The sequence below is a fragment of the Actinomadura physcomitrii genome, from assembly GCF_008923205.2.
GTDB lineage: Bacteria > Actinomycetota > Actinomycetes > Streptosporangiales > Streptosporangiaceae > Spirillospora > Spirillospora physcomitrii.
Window position 1 is genome coordinate 36,898 of the sequence record NZ_WBMS02000063.1, and the last position, 13,786, is coordinate 50,683.

Here is a 13,786-nt window from a genome sequence, read left to right on the forward strand (position 1 = left end):
CTACACATCGTTCCCTCCCCCCGGTTTGCCGGGCCGTTGCTGTAGTACTCGCCGCAAGTGAACGGGGTTCGGGGGGACGGCCCGGCGGTCACTGTGCGAAATTACGTGGTCGCCGGGCCGTCCCTTGTCTAGGCTTCCGGCGAGTGGGCGTTCTCGCGTGGGTGTGGTGGTACGGGCTGCGCCGCCACGCCGCCTACCCGCTCGGCTCCCTGGCCGAGTCGCTGACCAACACCGCTTTCGGCTTCGTCCGCGCCTATGTGCTGCTGGCGCTCTGGCACGCCCGTCCGGCGCTCGGCGGCTACGACGCGGCCGACGCCGTCACGTTCTGCTTCCTCACCCAGGCCCTGATCGGCCCGGTGCAGATCTTCGGCGGGATGGACCTCACCGAGCGGATCCGCAACGGCGACGTCGCGATCGACCTGCACCGCCCGGTCGGGCTGCAGGGCTGGTGGCTCGCCGAGGACCTCGGCCGCGCCACCGGGTCGCTGCTGCTGCGCGCCGGGCCGCCGCTGGCCGCGGGCACGCTGCTGTTCCCCTTCCGCTGGCCCGGCCCGGCCGGGCTCGCCGCGTTCACGGCGGCGGTGGCGCTCGGCGCACTGGTCAGCTTCGCGATCCGCTACCTGGTGGCGCTCGGCATGTTCTGGCTGCACGACGACCGGGGCCTGAACGCGGTCACGCTGGTGATGTCGCTGTTCTTCTCCGGGATGATCCTGCCCCTGGTGGTGTTCCCCGGGCGGCTCGGCGACATCGCCTCGCTGCTGCCGTGGGCGGCGCAGCTCCAGGTGCCGGCGGACGTGTTCCTCGGCCACCGCACCGGCGCGGGGCTGCTCGGCGCGCTGGCGTTCCAGGCCGGCTGGGCGGCGGTCCTGCTCGCCGCCGGGTGGCTGCTGACCCGCGCGGCGCGCCGGAAGCTGGTGATCCACGGTGGGTGAGCGCGGAACGCGGCCGGTGCGGACGTACGCGCTGCTGGCGTGGACGTGGATCCGCGCGGCGGCGCAGTACCCGGTGTCGCTGGCCCTGCTCGCGGTGGCGACCGCGGTCGTCAGCTTCCTGGACGCCGCCGCGATCCTCGTGCTGTTCTCGCGGGCGCCGCGCATCGCCGGGTTCACCGCGCCCGAGGTGCTCTTCCTCTACGCCACCAGCGCCCTGTCGTTCACGGTCTCCGACCTGCTGCTCGGCACGACCGAGCAGCTCGGCGAGCGGGTGCGGCTGGGGACCCTGGACGCGGTGCTCGTGCGTCCGGTGAGCCCGCTGATCCAGATCGCGACCGAGAACTTCTCGGCCCGCCGGCTCGGCAAGCTCATTCCGGCGACGGCGGTCCTCGCGTTCGCGCTGCCCCGGCTGGACGTGCCGTGGACGCCGGGCCGCGTCGCGATGATCCCGCTGATGGCGGCGTCCGGGACGGCGATCTTCGCGGGGCTGTGGGTGCTGACGGCGGCGGTGCAGTTCGTGCTGGTCGACAGCCACGGCGCCACGAAGTCGCTCACCTACGGCGGCGCGTTCGTCACCCAGTACCCGATGACGGTGTTCGCCCGCGACTTCGTGCGCGGGGTTACGTTCGTCGTGCCGCTGGCGTTCGTCAACTGGCAGCCCGCGCTGTACGTCCTGGACCGGCCGGACCCGCTCGGGCTGCCGGCGGCGGCGCGGTTCGCCTCCCCCGCCATCGCCGCCGTGCTGTGCGCCGCGGCGGCGGTCGCCTGGCGGGCGGGGATCCGGCACTACCGATCGACAGGGAGCTGAGCCGATGCCGGCGAGCGAGGACGGGCCGATGATCGAGGCCCGGGACGTCGTCAAGTCCTTCACCGTCCGCGGGCGCGCCGGCGTGCTGCGGCGCGGCCGCACGGCGCTGCGCGCCGTGGACGGGGTGTCGTTCACCGTCGGGCGCGGCGAGTTCGTCGGCTACCTCGGCCCGAACGGCGCGGGCAAGTCGACGACGATCAAGATGCTCACCGGCATCCTGACGGCCTCGTCCGGCACCCTGCGGGTGTGCGGGCTGGACCCGTCGCGCCGCCGCACGGCCCTCGCCCGCCGGATCGGCGTCGTGTTCGGGCAGCGCACGACGCTGTGGTGGGATCTGCCGCTGCGCGACAGCCTCACGCTCGTCCGGCGGCTGTACCGGGTCGACGCGGCGGCGCACCGCGCGCGGCTGGCGGAGCTGACCGCGCTGCTGGAGCTGGAGCCGTTCCTGCGGACGCCGGTGCGGCAGCTCAGCCTCGGCCAGCGGATGCGCGGCGACCTCGCCGCGGCGCTGCTGCACGACCCGGAGCTGCTGGTGCTGGACGAGCCGACGATCGGGCTGGACGTGGTGAGCAAGACGACCGTCCGCGACTTCCTGGAGCGCATCAACCGCGAGCGCGGCACCACGATCCTGCTGACCACGCACGACCTCGGCGACATCGAGCGGCTCTGCCGCCGCGTCATGATCATCGACCGGGGCCGGCTCGCCTACGACGGCGGGCTCGACGAGCTGCGCCGCACCGTCGACGCCGACCGGACGCTGGTGGTCGAGCTGGCCGAGCCCGCGCCGCCGATCGCGCTCGGCGGGATCCGGGCCGAGCGGGTCGAGGGGGCGCGGCAGTGGCTGCGGATCCCGCGCGAGGAGAACGCCGCGGCGCTGGTGGCGGAGCTCGCGCGGCGCCACGAGATCCGCGACATCTCGCTGCGCGAGGCCGGCATCGAGGACGTCCTCGCCGCGCTCTACCGCGGCGACCACGCGTACTGGTGCTCGGGGCGGCCCGTCGCGCCGTAGCGCAGCGTCACCACCACGCGGCCGGACTGGGCGAGCCCGGCGAGGTAGCGCTGCGCGGTGGCGCGGGAGATCCCGACCAGGTCGGCGACCTCGGCCGCCGAGCGCGGCTCGTCCGCCGCCCGCAGCGCCTCGGCGATCAGCCGGGCCGTCACCGGCGACTGCCCCTTCGGCGCGGACGGCTCGGCGTGCAGCGGCGCGTAGAGGGCGCGCAGCGCGCCGTCGAGCGCGGCCTGCGACAGCTCGTCCGCGCCGTCGAGGGCGGCCCGGTAGCGGGCGTAGGCGGTGAGCCGCTCGCCGAGCGCGGCGGCGGTGAACGGCTTGACCAGGTAGTGCAGCGCGCCGCCGGCGAGGGCCTCGCGGACGGTGCCGGGGTCCGCCGCCGCAGTCGCCATGATCACGTCGGCGGCCAGCTCGGGCAGCAGCGCGAGGCCCGGCTCGTCCGGCAGGTAGACGTCCAGCAGGACGAGGTCGGGCGCCAGCTCGGCGGCCATCGACCGGGCCTCGGCGGCGGTGTGCGCGAGGCCGGTGACGGCGAAGCCGGGCAGGCCCGCCACGAAGCCGGCGTGCACCTGCGCCACCCGGAAGTCGTCGTCCACCACCAGCACCCCGATCGCGGAGCCGCCCTCGCGCTCGGCCGCCGCGCCCGCGCGCCCGGTCATCGGACCGCCTCCGCGCCCAGGACGCCGGGCAGCCGGGCCACCGCGACCGCGCCCGTCCCGTCTCCGCCGGGGTCGACGAACGCGACGTCGCCGTCGCGGGCGCGGGCGGTGCGGCGCGCGAGCCCGAGCCCGAGGCCGCGCGAGCGGCCGCCGGCGGCCTCCCGGGTGGACACCCCGTCGTCGAACACCGCCTCGCGCAGCCCGTCCGGCAGCCCGTCGCCGGAGTCGGCGACGGTGACGTGCAGGTCGCGGCCGTCGCCGAGCAGCTCCACCTCGACCCGGGCGGGCCGCCGGCGGCCCAGCCGGGCGGCCTCGACGGCGTTGTCGACGAGGTTGCCGACCACGGTCGTCACGTCCAGCGGCTCGGCGACCCGGCCCGGCACGTAGCTGGCGGAGCCGATGTCCAGCCGGACGCCCTTCTCGGCGGCGACGGCCGACTTGGCGGCCAGGAACGCCCGCAGGTAGGGGTCGGTGAGCGGGTCGGGCAGCTCCTCGGCGGCGGGCAGCCGGCCCACCTCGTCGTCCATCAGCGCGCCGAGGTAGCCGGCGGCCTCCTCGGCGTGCCCGAGCTGGAGCAGCCCGGACAGGGTGTGCAGCCGGTTGGCGTACTCGTGCCGCTGCGCGCGCAGCGCGTCGAACAGCGTGCTGACCGAGTCCAGCTCGCGGGCGAGGGTCTCCAGGTCGGTGCGGTCGCGCAGGGTGACCACGGCGCCGAGGTCGCGGCCGTCGCGGCGGACCTCCCGGCGGTTCACCACCAGCACCCGCTCGCCGGCGGTGACGAACAGGTTGGCGGCCTCGCGGCCGCCGGTCAGCACGTCGCGCAGCGCCCCCTCCGGCGCGAGCCCGGCGGCGGACGCGCCGCGCTCGGGGTCGGCGCCGAGGAGCCGGGCCGCCTCGTCGTTGCAGACCGCGACGCGGCCCGCCGTGTCGACCGCCACCACGCCCTCGCCGACGCCGTGCAGGACGGCCTCGCGCTCCCGCACCAGCTCGGTCAGCTCATAGGGCTCCAGGCCGAGCGTCTGGCGCTTCAGCCGGCGGCCGATCGCGGCGGAGGCCAGCACGCCGAGCAGCACGGCGCCGGCGATGAACAGCGTCAGGTCGCGCAGCAGGTGGTCGAGCTCCCGGTCGATCGCGCCCGCGTCGAAGCCGACGCTGACCTCGCCGAGGACGCGGCCCTGCGGCCCGTACAGCGGCACCTTGCCGCGCGCGGACAGGCCGAGCGTGCCGCGCTCGACGTTGACGACCTCGTGCCCGGCGAGCGCCTCCGACGGGTCGGTGCTCACCCGCCGGCCGACCTCGGACGGCGTCGGGTGCGAGTACCGGATGCCGTGCCGGTCGGTCACCACGACGAACAGCGCGCCGGTGCGGATCCGGACGCGCTCGGCGCGGTCCTGCACGACGTGCCCGGGGTCGCCCGCGGCCACCGCGGCCTCGATCTGCGGGTCGACGGCGACGGCGCGCGCGACGGTGAGGGCCCGCTGCCCGTACTGGTCGCGCAGCTCGCCGTCCAGCATCCAGGCGACCAGCCCGTAGCCGAGGCACGCCACGACGACGACCACGCCCACCTGCAGGATCAGCACCTGGCGGGCGAAGGGGATGCGGGGCCGGACGGACATGACCCGCACCGTACGCCACGCCGGGGGCCGCCGCCCAGACCCCGGCGAGCAGAATGAGCGAAAGTGTGGAATACGCGCTCAACGTGGGAATTCGCGGCTTGCGAGCACATCGCGGGCAAGGGTTCCGGTGACGCGGGCCACGTCCCTACGGTTCCGCCATGCCCAAGCGAGCAACCACCCCCGAGAGCGCGGGCGGCCCCGTCATCGAGCTGCGCGGCGCGACCAAGCGCTTCCGCTCGTCCGGCGGCGGCGTGCACACCGCGGTCCGCGACCTGAACATGACCGTCCGGGCCGGCGAGTTCGTCGCCGTGGTCGGGCCGACCGGCTGCGGCAAGTCCACCACCCTGTCCCTGGTGTCCGGCCTGGAGCCGGCGTCGGAGGGCGCCGCCCTCGTGCACGGCCGGCCCGTCGACGGCATCCCCGACGGCGTCGGCTACATGTTCCAGAACGACGCCGTGCTGCCGTGGCGGACCGTCCTGGACAACGTCGCGACCGGCCCCCGCTACCGCGGCGCGGGCCGCAAGGAGGCCCGCGAGCGCGCCCGCGACTGGGTCGCCCGGGTCGGCCTCGAAGGCTTCGAGGGCTACTACCCGCACCAGCTGTCCGGCGGGATGCGCAAGCGCGTCGCGCTCGCCCAGACGCTGGTGAACGAGCCGTCGGTGCTGCTGATGGACGAGCCGTTCTCCGCGCTGGACGTGCAGACCCGCGGGCTCATGCAGGACGAGCTGCTGCGGCTGTGGTCGGGGTCGGGCGCGGCCGTCGTGTTCGTCACCCACGATCTGGAGGAGGCGCTCGTCCTGGCCGACCGGGTCGTGGTGATGACGGCCGGGCCCGCCACGATCAAGGGCGCGTTCGGGGTGCCGCTGGAGCGGCCGCGCGACGCCGAGGAGGTGCGGCTCACCGCGGAGTTCCTGGACGTCTACCGGGAGGTCTGGGACTCGCTGCGCGAAGAGGTCCAGATCACCAGGGAGAGGGGCGCCGGCCATGCCGCGTGAACCGGAGACCGTGCCGGCCGCCGAGGCCGGGCCGCAGGAGCAGGAGCAGGCGGCCCCGGCCGCGGGCGGGCCGTCCGGGACGGCGGACGAGTCGGCCGCGATCGCGCGGATGCGCTCGGCCGGGCTGCGCCGCCGGGTCGGCGTCAACGGCGTCCGCGTCCTGCTGGTCGCGGCGTGGCTCGGCTCGTGGGAGCTGGCCGCCCGCACCTGGATCGACCCGTTCTACTACTCGATGCCGTCGAAGATCTGGAGCCGGCTGGCCGGCTGGTTCACCGACGGGACCTCGCAGGGCTCGATCTGGGAGCAGATCTCCTACACGCTGCAGGAGGCGGTGGCGGGCTTCGTGCTCGGCGCCGCGGGCGGCGTGGTGCTCGGCATCGTGCTCGGCCGCAGCCGCTACCTGTCGGACGTGTGCGCGCCGTTCATCAAGGCGGTGAACGCGATCCCGCGGATCATCCTGGCCTCGCTGTTCGTGATCTGGTTCGGGCTCGGCATGGAGTCCAAGATCGCGACCGCGTTCGTGCTGGTGTTCTTCGCGGTGTTCTTCAACGCCTTCCAGGGCGCCCGCGAGGTGGATCGCAACCTGGTGAACAACGCCCGGATCCTCGGCGCCGGCCGGATGCAGGTGCTGTGGACGATCGTGGTGCCGAGCGCCACCTCGTGGATCCTCGCCTCGCTGCACTCGGCGTTCGGGTTCGCGATCATCGGCGCGATCGTCGGCGAGTACAGCGGCGCCGACAAGGGCCTCGGCCTGCTGATCAACCACTCCCAGGGCACCTTCGACTCGGCCGGCATCTACGCCGGAATGATCATCATCACGGTGCTGGCGCTGCTCGCCGAGTGGCTGCTGACGCTGGTGGAGGGCCGGCTGCTGCGCTGGCGCCCGCCGGCCGCCGGCGCCGACCCGCAGATCTGACCGCGGCGCCGCTCCCAGAGCCCGCCGGGCCCGGCCCCGCGGCGGGCCCGGCCACCCCACCCCTCGCACGACCCCACCCCCTCGCACGACCGGGAGAACCACCATGCGCACCACCCCGATCCGCGTCACCGCCGCGGCGGTCGCCGCCGTCACCGCCCTGTCCGTCTCGGCCTGCCGCGACTCGCGCGGCGGCGGGGACGGCGGCGGGAAGGACGGCGGCACCGTCAAGATCATGGTCGGCGGCATCGACAAGGTCATCTACCTGCCCGCCAAGCTGACCGAGCAGCTCGGCTACTTCAAGGAGCAGGGCCTGGACGTCCAGCTGCTCACCGAGCCGGCCGGCGCGCAGGCCGAGAACGTGCTGATCTCCGGGGACGTGCAGGGCGTCGTCGGCTTCTACGACCACACCATCGACCTGCAGACCAAGGGCAAGTGCGTGCAGAGCGTCGTGCAGATGGCCGACGTGCCCGGCGAGGCGGAGATGGTCGCGTCCAAGAAGGCGGCCTCGCTCGCGTCGCCCGCCGCGTTCAAGGGCAAGAAGCTGGGCGTGACCAGCCCGGGCTCGTCCACCGACTTCATCACCCGGGCGCTCGCGGTCCGCAACGGTGTGAAGACCTCGGACTACACCACGGTGAAGGCGGGCGCCGGCCCGGCGTTCATCTCCACGCTCGACAACGGCGGGATCGACGCCGGCATGACCACCGACCCGACGATCGCCAAGCTGGTCTCCACCGGCAAGGCGAAGGTCATGGTGGAGATGCGGACCGAGGACGGCACCCGCAAGGCGCTCGGCGGGCTCTACCCGTCCGGCTCGCTCTACATGGACTGCTCGTACGTGAAGTCGCACACCGAGACGGTGCAGAAGCTCGCGAACGCGTTCGTCAAGACGCTCGGCTGGATCGGGGGGCACAAGCCGGCGGAGATCGCGGCGAAGATGCCGGCCGACTACGCGGGCGGCGACCCGAAGCTGTACGAGCAGGCGATCACCGACTCGATCAGCATGTTCAACGGCGACGGCGTCATGCCCGCCGACGGGGCGAAGAACGTGCTGGAGGTACTGGCCCAGTTCTCGCCCAACGTGCAGGGCAAGAAGGACCAGGTCGACCTGTCGAAGACCTACACGACCCAGTTCGTCACCAAGGCGAAGCAGTCCTGACGGACGGCGCCCCAGGGCGCGACGGACGCGGGCCGGACCTTGCGCGGAGGTCCGGCCCGCTCACGTTCGCGGTGGCGCGTCCCGCGCGGGGACGGCCGCCGTCCCCGCCCGCGGCGCGGGTCGTCAGCGGCCCGCGGCGGAGTAGAAGTCCACGTCGGCGGCCTCGTCGTCGCGGCGGCCGGAACCCCAGCGGCGCGGCGCCCACGACGGCATCAGCAGCGCGAAGCCCATCATCGCGTACATCCCCGAGCCGAGCAGCGTCCGCAGCCCGTCGTCCATGTCGCCCGACGGCGGCACCTTGGACGGCAGGTCCAGGACGCGGCCGGGATCGATGAGGAAGGCGACCGAGAAGCCGAGCAGCGCCAGCGCGGGCACGAGCGAGACGAGCGGCGACGCCCAGCGCGCCACGATGATCACGCCCGTCACGAGGCCGACGGCGGCCAGCAGCGCGAACGCCCCGTAGATGCGCGTGCGGTCGGTGATCTCCTGGCCGGTCCCGTCGAAGGACTGCCCGCCCTGCACGAAACCCCAGGCGGCGCCGTACGCCAGCGCGGGGGTCAGCAGGAGGCCGAGGACGAAGCCGAACGCGTGGCGCACCGCGCATCACATCCCATCGAACGCGCGCCCTTCCGGTACCGGTCCATCAGAACACGCGCACCAGGCGTAGCGCAGTAAATCCGTCCCTATTGCCCCTCGGGTGCGATGACCGGGGGGTTTGCAGCGAACGTTCAGCGGACCTCCAGGAATCGGCCGCGCCACGCCAACCGCTCCGGCGGGCCGGGCGTCCTACGCAACAAGATCAAGTCCGCGGCCGCCGCGAACGCGTTCCGCCTCTGCGGCGAAGAAAGGCGAAGACAGAGCACGACGGCACGCCATCGCTTTCGGGGGAAGCATGATCGGACTGAGGGTGCCCGCCGCCGGCGGGCACGGCCGCACCGCGCCGGACGCGGACCGCACCGGACGCGCCGTGGACGGGGCGGTCGACGCCGCCGTCCTGCTGTTCGCGGTGTGGACGGTCGTCTACCACGCCGGCCTGCTGCTGCGGCCGCCGACCTGGGCGCTGCTCGCGTGCTGGCTCGGCCTGTCCGCCGCGGCCGCCGCCGCGTGGGCGCTGCGCGGGCGGGGGGACGGCCCGGGAGCCGGGCCGCTGTGGCCGGAGCCCGCCGCCGCGCGCTCCCCCGCTCCCCCGCGCGCTCTCGCCCTGGTCGCGGTCGTGGCGGGGATCGTCGCGGGCGCCTGCGCCGGCCTGCAGACGTCCGGCGCCCCGTGGTGGTGCGCCTGGACGTTCGGGCTGGTCTCCGCGGCGGCGTCCGCCGCCTGCCTGCTGCTCCGCCGCCGCTTCTCCGCCGCCGCGCCGCCCGCACCGGACGCCGCACCGGACGCCACAGCCGCGCACGAGCGCTCCACGGACGAGTCCCCCGCGCGCACACTCACCGGGTCCGGTGAGACCTCCGCCCCGGAGGCGCCCGCGAGCCGGCGGGGGACGCCGCTCGCGCTCGCCACCGCCGCCGGCTTCTCGGCCGCGTCCCTGTTCGTCGTCAACTCCGACGGCGACGACGCCTACTTCGTCTCCCGGTCCGTCGCGACGGCCGCGCTCGGCCGCATCCCGTTCAAGGACGCCATCTTCACCTCCGGGACGGCCGGCCCGGTCGCCGGCGAGCCTCCGGTCTCGTCCATCGAGGTGCTCGCCGGGAGCCTCGCGCGGATCGCCGGCGTCCCGGCGGCGTCCTTCGTGTACTACGTGCTGCTGCCGGTCGTCACGTTCATCGCGGTGTGGGCCGCGTGGCGGCTGTCGCGCGCGTGGGCGCCGCGCCGGGCGGCGGCGTGCTTCGCGGTCGCGGCCGTGTACCTGCTGTGGTCCGGGCTCGGCCCCGCGTCGCTCGGCTCGTTCCACCTGCTGCGGATGTGGCAGGGCAAGGCCGTGATGGTGTCGGCGCTCATCCCGCTGCTGTACGTCCGCCTCACGCGCTGGGCCGAGCGCCGGAGGCGGCGCGACCTGGTGATGCTCGCCGCCTGCGGCGTCGCCGCGACCGGGCTGACCTCCTCGGCCGCGTTCGTGCTGCCGCTGGCCGTCGGCGCCGCCGCGGTCCCGCTGATCGCGTCCGGACGGGTCCGGACCGGCCTGGCGGCCTGCGTCGCGCTCACCTACCCGATCGCGGCGGGCGCGGTGGTCACACTGCAGGACCACGACACCACCGTCACGGGATTCGTCGGCGACGCCTCCGACGACTTCCGGTGGGTGCTGCTGTACTCCGCGCCCGGGGTCCTCGCGGGGTGCGCGCTGTGGCTCGCGCCGTGGACGGCGCGGCGCGGCGTCCCCGCGCTCATCGGCGCAGGAGTGGCCGCGGTGATCGCGCTGCTGCTGGTGCCGGGCGTCCTGCGCCTCGCGGCGGACGCGACGGGGGCGGGCCAGGTGTTGTGGCGGACGATGTGGGTGGTGCCCGCGCCCGTCCTGATCGGGCTGCTGGCCACGGTGCGGGTCCCCGTCCCCGCCGGCGGGCGGCGGGCGCCCGGCGTACTCGCCGCCGCTCTGCCGGCCGCCGCCCTGGCGGTCACGATGGTCGTCGGCGGCACGCCGCTCTGGTCGGCGGAGAACGGCTCGTTCGTCGCGTCGCGCCCGTCGTGGAAGCTCCCGCCGGGGCAGGTGGGGACGGCCCGCCGGGTCGTGGACCTGGCCCGTACCGGCGGCGTGGTGGTGATGCCGCAGGGCTACATGCGGGCGGTGCCGCTGCTGACCGCCCGCGTCCACGCGGCCAACCCCAACGGGCACTACCTGCGGAACCTGCCCGTCCCGGCCCGGTTCGCGACCGACCGGCAGGTGCTGACCGCGGCGGTGCGCCGGCCCGGCGGCCGCAAGCCCGCGCTCGTCGAGCTCCGGGGCGCGATCCGCCGCGCCGGGGTCGCCGTCGCCTGCGCCCACCCGCGCGACCTGCGCGGGCTGGCCCTGCTGGAGAAGGCCGGGCTGTCCGCTCGCCGCCGGGTCGGCCGGCTGGTCTGCCTCTTCTCCGGCGAGGGACCCCGCACCCCTTAGGCCTTTTCCCTTTAGGTCTGTTTCGACCGCGTCTGTCCGGGCATCGGCGCTCCATTCGATCCGACGCACGTTGGAGGACAGACAATGTCGACCGCCGTCATGGTCGTCATCGCCCTGATCATCGCCGCCGTCGCCGCGGTCGTGCTCCTCGCCCGGAGGCGGGCGCGGACGCGGCGGCTGCGCGGGCGCTTCGGCCCCGAGTACGACCGGGCCGTCCAGCGGCACGGCGGGCGCGCCGCCGAGGGGAAGGCGTCCACCGAGGAGCTGCGGCAGGCCATGGTGCACAATCGCGCCCTGTTCGAGGACCTGCTGTCGGTTCCCGTCCAGCGCACCGCCCCCGATGACGCCGTTCAGGGCCCCGCTTCCGGGGCCCCCGGGGAAGGAGTCCGGCGCGGCGCGGACGGCGAGGCCGCCCGCGTGCCCGGCCCGCGCGCCGGCGAGCCCGGCGACGGGCGCACCGGCCGCGACGACGAGCGCACCACGAGGAGCTGAGCGCCGATGCAGCACAGGTCACCGGAGCAGGCGGCGTCCCCTGCCGGCGGGGCGGCAGCGGACGAGCGGGCCCGCGCCGCCGGGACCGCGGACCCGGGCGCGGCCGGGGACGTGCACGTCGCCGGTCCTCCGCCGGCGCCGGCGGAGTGCGACCCCGCCGAGGACACCTCGCCCGACCCGGTCCCCGCCGCGGGGCTGGCCGAGGACGAGGTGGCGACCGGCTTCCCGAGTCCCGCCCCCGGCGGGGCCCGGCCCGGCCTGCACCCGACGCCCGCCGGGCTCGGCGGCGTCCCGGAGCGGCTGTTCGACCCGGCGGACGCCGAGCGGTTCCGGCAGCGCTGGCACGAGGTGCAGTCCGGCTTCGTCGACGACCCGGCCGAGTCCGTCCGGGCGGCCGACGCCCTGGCCGCCGAGGCGGTCGAGGCGCTGAGCCGCTCGGCGGGGACGCACCGCCGGGCGCTGTCCGACGAGGCCGCCCGGCACGGAGCCCCGGACACCGAGCGGCTCCGGCTGGCGCTGCGCGGGTACCGCGACCTGCTGGAGCGGATCTTCGCCGCCTGACGGTGACGGGCGGCCCCGGCCGCGGCCCGGATCCGGCGCCGGGGCCGCTCGTCAAGAGGGCGGCTCGGGGTGAATACTGAACGCGATTCGGTTAGCCGCCCCCCGAGCGGAGGAGCAACGTGCCCGAGAACTTCGCGATGACCATCGACGGCGCGGCGGTGGCCGCGCCCGCCGCCTTCGGAGTGATCAACCCCGCGACCGGCGAGGTGGCCGAGCAGGCGCCCGACGCCTCCCGCGAGCAGCTGGACGCGGCGATGGCCGCCGCGCAGGCCGCCTTCCCCGCGTGGCGCCGCGACGAGGCGGCCCGGCGCAAGGCGCTGCTGGCCGCCGCCGACGTGCTCTTCGCCCGGTCCGAGGAGATCGGCCGGATCCTGACCCTGGAGCAGGGCAAGCCGCTCGCCGACGGGACCATGGAGGTCGTCGGCGCCGGGGTGTGGCTCAAGTACTTCGCCGAGCTGGACCTGCCCCGCGAGGTCATCCAGGACGACGACAACGCGGTGGTCGAGGTCGTCCGCCGCCCGATGGGCGTCGTCGCCGCCATCACCCCCTGGAACTACCCGCTGCTGCTGGCGGTCTGGAAGATCGCGCCCGCGCTGCTGGCCGGCAACACGATGGTGCTCAAGCCGTCCCCGTTCACCCCGCTGTCCAGCCTGAAGCTCGGCGAGGTGCTGCGCGACGTCCTGCCGCCGGGCGTGCTCAACGTCGTCACCGGCGGCGACGAGCTGGGCGCCTGGATGACCGCGCACGAGGTCCCGCGCAAGATCAGCTTCACCGGCAGCGTCGCCACCGGCAAGCGGGTCGCCGCGGCCGCCGCACCGGACCTCAAGCGGGTCACGCTGGAGCTCGGCGGCAACGACCCGGCGATCCTGCTGGACGACGCCGACCCGGCGGCCGTCGCGCCGAAGCTGTTCGGCGGCGCGTTCCAGAACAACGGCCAGGTCTGCTCGGCGATCAAGCGCGTGTACGTGCCGGAGGCGCTGTACGGCGACGTGGTCGACGCGCTCGCCGAGCAGGCGAAGGCCGCGAAGGTCGGCAACGGCATGGACGAGGGCGTCCAGTACGGGCCGATCAACAACAGGCCGCAGTACGAGCGGGTCGGCGAGCTGGTCGCCGAGGCGCTGGCCGGCGGCGCCCGCGCGGCGGCCGGCGGCAAGCCGATCGACGGCCCCGGATACTTCTTCGAGCCGACGATCCTCGCCGACATCGCCGACGGCGCCCGCATCGTGGACGAGGAGCAGTTCGGGCCCGCGCTGCCGGTCATCAAGTACACCGACCTGGACGAGGCGCTCGCCCGCGCCAACGGCACCCACTTCGGGCTGTCGGGCTCGGTGTGGAGCGCGGACGCCGACCGCGCCGCGGAGGTCGCCGCGGAGCTGGAATGCGGCACCGCCTGGGTCAACACCCACCTCGCGCTCGCGCCGCACCAGCCGTTCGGCGGCTTCAAGTGGAGCGGCGTCGGCGTCGAGAACGGCCCGTGGGGCCTGTACGGCTTCACCGAGATGCAGGTGATCCACCGCTCGAAGCGCTGAGCGGCCCGCGCGAGGGGGCCCCGGGCCCCCGCGCGCGGCGCCCCCCCCCCCCCGTGGGCAGGTGCGGAAAGGAACGACATCG

The 13,786-nt window shown here is 75.1% G+C and carries 13 protein-coding genes; 10 read left to right on the top strand and 3 right to left on the bottom strand.

The window, feature by feature from the left end; all coding sequences use genetic code 11:
• Nucleotides 1–143 precede the first annotated feature (143 nt).
• Genes F8568_RS43535 through F8568_RS43545 form a run of 3 tightly spaced genes read left to right on the top strand, consistent with a single transcriptional unit; the run spans nt 144 to nt 2,749 of the window.
• Complete coding sequence (locus tag F8568_RS43535; RefSeq protein WP_151600017.1) at nt 144–932, top strand: ABC transporter permease; 789 nt, start codon at nt 144–146, stop codon at nt 930–932.
• Nucleotides 925–1,740, top strand: a complete 816-nt coding sequence (locus F8568_RS43540; protein WP_151600018.1) for an ABC transporter permease — start codon at nt 925–927, stop codon at nt 1,738–1,740. The genes F8568_RS43535 and F8568_RS43540 overlap by 8 nt, the downstream gene beginning before the upstream one ends.
• A 4-nt stretch (nt 1,741–1,744) precedes the next feature.
• Nucleotides 1,745–2,749 carry an ABC transporter ATP-binding protein gene (locus F8568_RS43545; protein WP_407924521.1) on the top strand — a complete coding sequence of 335 codons (1,005 nt, stop codon included), beginning with the start codon at nt 1,745–1,747 and terminating at the stop codon, nt 2,747–2,749.
• Here F8568_RS43545 and F8568_RS43550 read toward each other — a convergent pair.
• Nucleotides 2,698–3,408 carry a response regulator gene (locus F8568_RS43550; RefSeq protein WP_151600019.1) on the bottom strand — a complete coding sequence of 237 codons (711 nt, stop codon included), beginning with the start codon at nt 3,406–3,408 and terminating at the stop codon, nt 2,698–2,700. The genes F8568_RS43545 and F8568_RS43550 overlap by 52 nt on opposite strands.
• The gene (locus F8568_RS43555; protein ID WP_151600020.1) at nt 3,405–5,024 is read right to left on the bottom strand and encodes an ATP-binding protein; all 1,620 of its coding nucleotides are present in this window, start codon (nt 5,022–5,024) and stop codon (nt 3,405–3,407) included. The genes F8568_RS43550 and F8568_RS43555 overlap by 4 nt, the downstream gene beginning before the upstream one ends.
• A 158-nt stretch (nt 5,025–5,182) precedes the next feature.
• Here F8568_RS43555 and F8568_RS43560 point away from each other — a divergent pair, with 158 nt between their 5' ends.
• The 3 genes from F8568_RS43560 to F8568_RS43570 all read left to right on the top strand — a co-directional run bounded on the left by F8568_RS43560 (nt 5,183) and on the right by F8568_RS43570 (nt 8,091).
• Nucleotides 5,183–6,019: an ABC transporter ATP-binding protein gene (locus F8568_RS43560; protein ID WP_151600021.1), complete on the top strand. Its 837-nt coding sequence runs from the start codon at nt 5,183–5,185 to the stop codon at nt 6,017–6,019.
• Complete coding sequence (locus tag F8568_RS43565) at nt 6,009–6,935, top strand: ABC transporter permease (RefSeq protein WP_151600022.1); 927 nt, start codon at nt 6,009–6,011, stop codon at nt 6,933–6,935. Before F8568_RS43560 ends, F8568_RS43565 begins: the two co-directional genes overlap by 11 nt.
• Nucleotides 6,936–7,038: 103 nt before the next feature.
• Nucleotides 7,039–8,091 carry an ABC transporter substrate-binding protein gene (locus tag F8568_RS43570; protein WP_151597794.1) on the top strand — a complete coding sequence of 351 codons (1,053 nt, stop codon included), beginning with the start codon at nt 7,039–7,041 and terminating at the stop codon, nt 8,089–8,091.
• A 123-nt stretch (nt 8,092–8,214) separates the two neighbouring features.
• On the opposite strand, the gene F8568_RS43575 is transcribed toward F8568_RS43570, so the two are convergent.
• Nucleotides 8,215–8,688 (bottom strand): hypothetical protein, encoded by a 474-nt coding sequence (locus tag F8568_RS43575; RefSeq protein ID WP_151597795.1) that lies wholly within the window; start codon nt 8,686–8,688, stop codon nt 8,215–8,217.
• Nucleotides 8,689–8,983: 295 nt separating this feature from the next.
• Here F8568_RS43575 and F8568_RS43580 point away from each other — a divergent pair, with 295 nt between their 5' ends.
• The 4 genes from F8568_RS43580 to F8568_RS43595 all read left to right on the top strand — a co-directional run bounded on the left by F8568_RS43580 (nt 8,984) and on the right by F8568_RS43595 (nt 13,704).
• On the top strand, nt 8,984–11,122 hold the full coding sequence (locus F8568_RS43580) for a DUF6077 domain-containing protein (protein ID WP_151597796.1): 2,139 nt from the start codon (nt 8,984–8,986) through the stop codon (nt 11,120–11,122).
• 84 nt (nt 11,123–11,206) lie between these two features.
• Entirely contained in the window at nt 11,207–11,614 is a 408-nt protein-coding gene (locus F8568_RS43585; protein WP_151597797.1) for a hypothetical protein, read from the top strand.
• Between the two features lie 6 nt (nt 11,615–11,620).
• Nucleotides 11,621–12,175, top strand: a complete 555-nt coding sequence (locus tag F8568_RS43590; protein ID WP_151597798.1) for a hypothetical protein — start codon at nt 11,621–11,623, stop codon at nt 12,173–12,175.
• Nucleotides 12,176–12,294: 119 nt separating this feature from the next.
• On the top strand, nt 12,295–13,704 hold the full coding sequence (locus tag F8568_RS43595) for an aldehyde dehydrogenase family protein (protein WP_328601150.1): 1,410 nt from the start codon (nt 12,295–12,297) through the stop codon (nt 13,702–13,704).
• Nucleotides 13,705–13,786: the final 82 nt, after the last annotated feature.

Excerpts from the sequence above, each read along its gene's own strand:
- F8568_RS43545 (WP_407924521.1), top strand. The coding sequence starts at position 1,745 with ATGCCGGCGAGCGAGGACGGGCCGATGATCGAGGCCCGGGACGTCGTC.
- F8568_RS43550 (WP_151600019.1), bottom strand. The coding sequence starts at position 3,408 with ATGACCGGGCGCGCGGGCGCGGCGGCCGAGCGCGAGGGCGGCTCCGCG.
- F8568_RS43555 (WP_151600020.1), bottom strand. The coding sequence starts at position 5,024 with ATGTCCGTCCGGCCCCGCATCCCCTTCGCCCGCCAGGTGCTGATCCTG.
- F8568_RS43560 (WP_151600021.1), top strand. The coding sequence starts at position 5,183 with ATGCCCAAGCGAGCAACCACCCCCGAGAGCGCGGGCGGCCCCGTCATC.
- F8568_RS43565 (WP_151600022.1), top strand. The coding sequence starts at position 6,009 with ATGCCGCGTGAACCGGAGACCGTGCCGGCCGCCGAGGCCGGGCCGCAG.
- F8568_RS43570 (WP_151597794.1), top strand. The coding sequence starts at position 7,039 with ATGCGCACCACCCCGATCCGCGTCACCGCCGCGGCGGTCGCCGCCGTC.
- F8568_RS43580 (WP_151597796.1), top strand. The coding sequence starts at position 8,984 with ATGATCGGACTGAGGGTGCCCGCCGCCGGCGGGCACGGCCGCACCGCG.
- F8568_RS43585 (WP_151597797.1), top strand. The coding sequence starts at position 11,207 with ATGTCGACCGCCGTCATGGTCGTCATCGCCCTGATCATCGCCGCCGTC.
- F8568_RS43590 (WP_151597798.1), top strand. The coding sequence starts at position 11,621 with ATGCAGCACAGGTCACCGGAGCAGGCGGCGTCCCCTGCCGGCGGGGCG.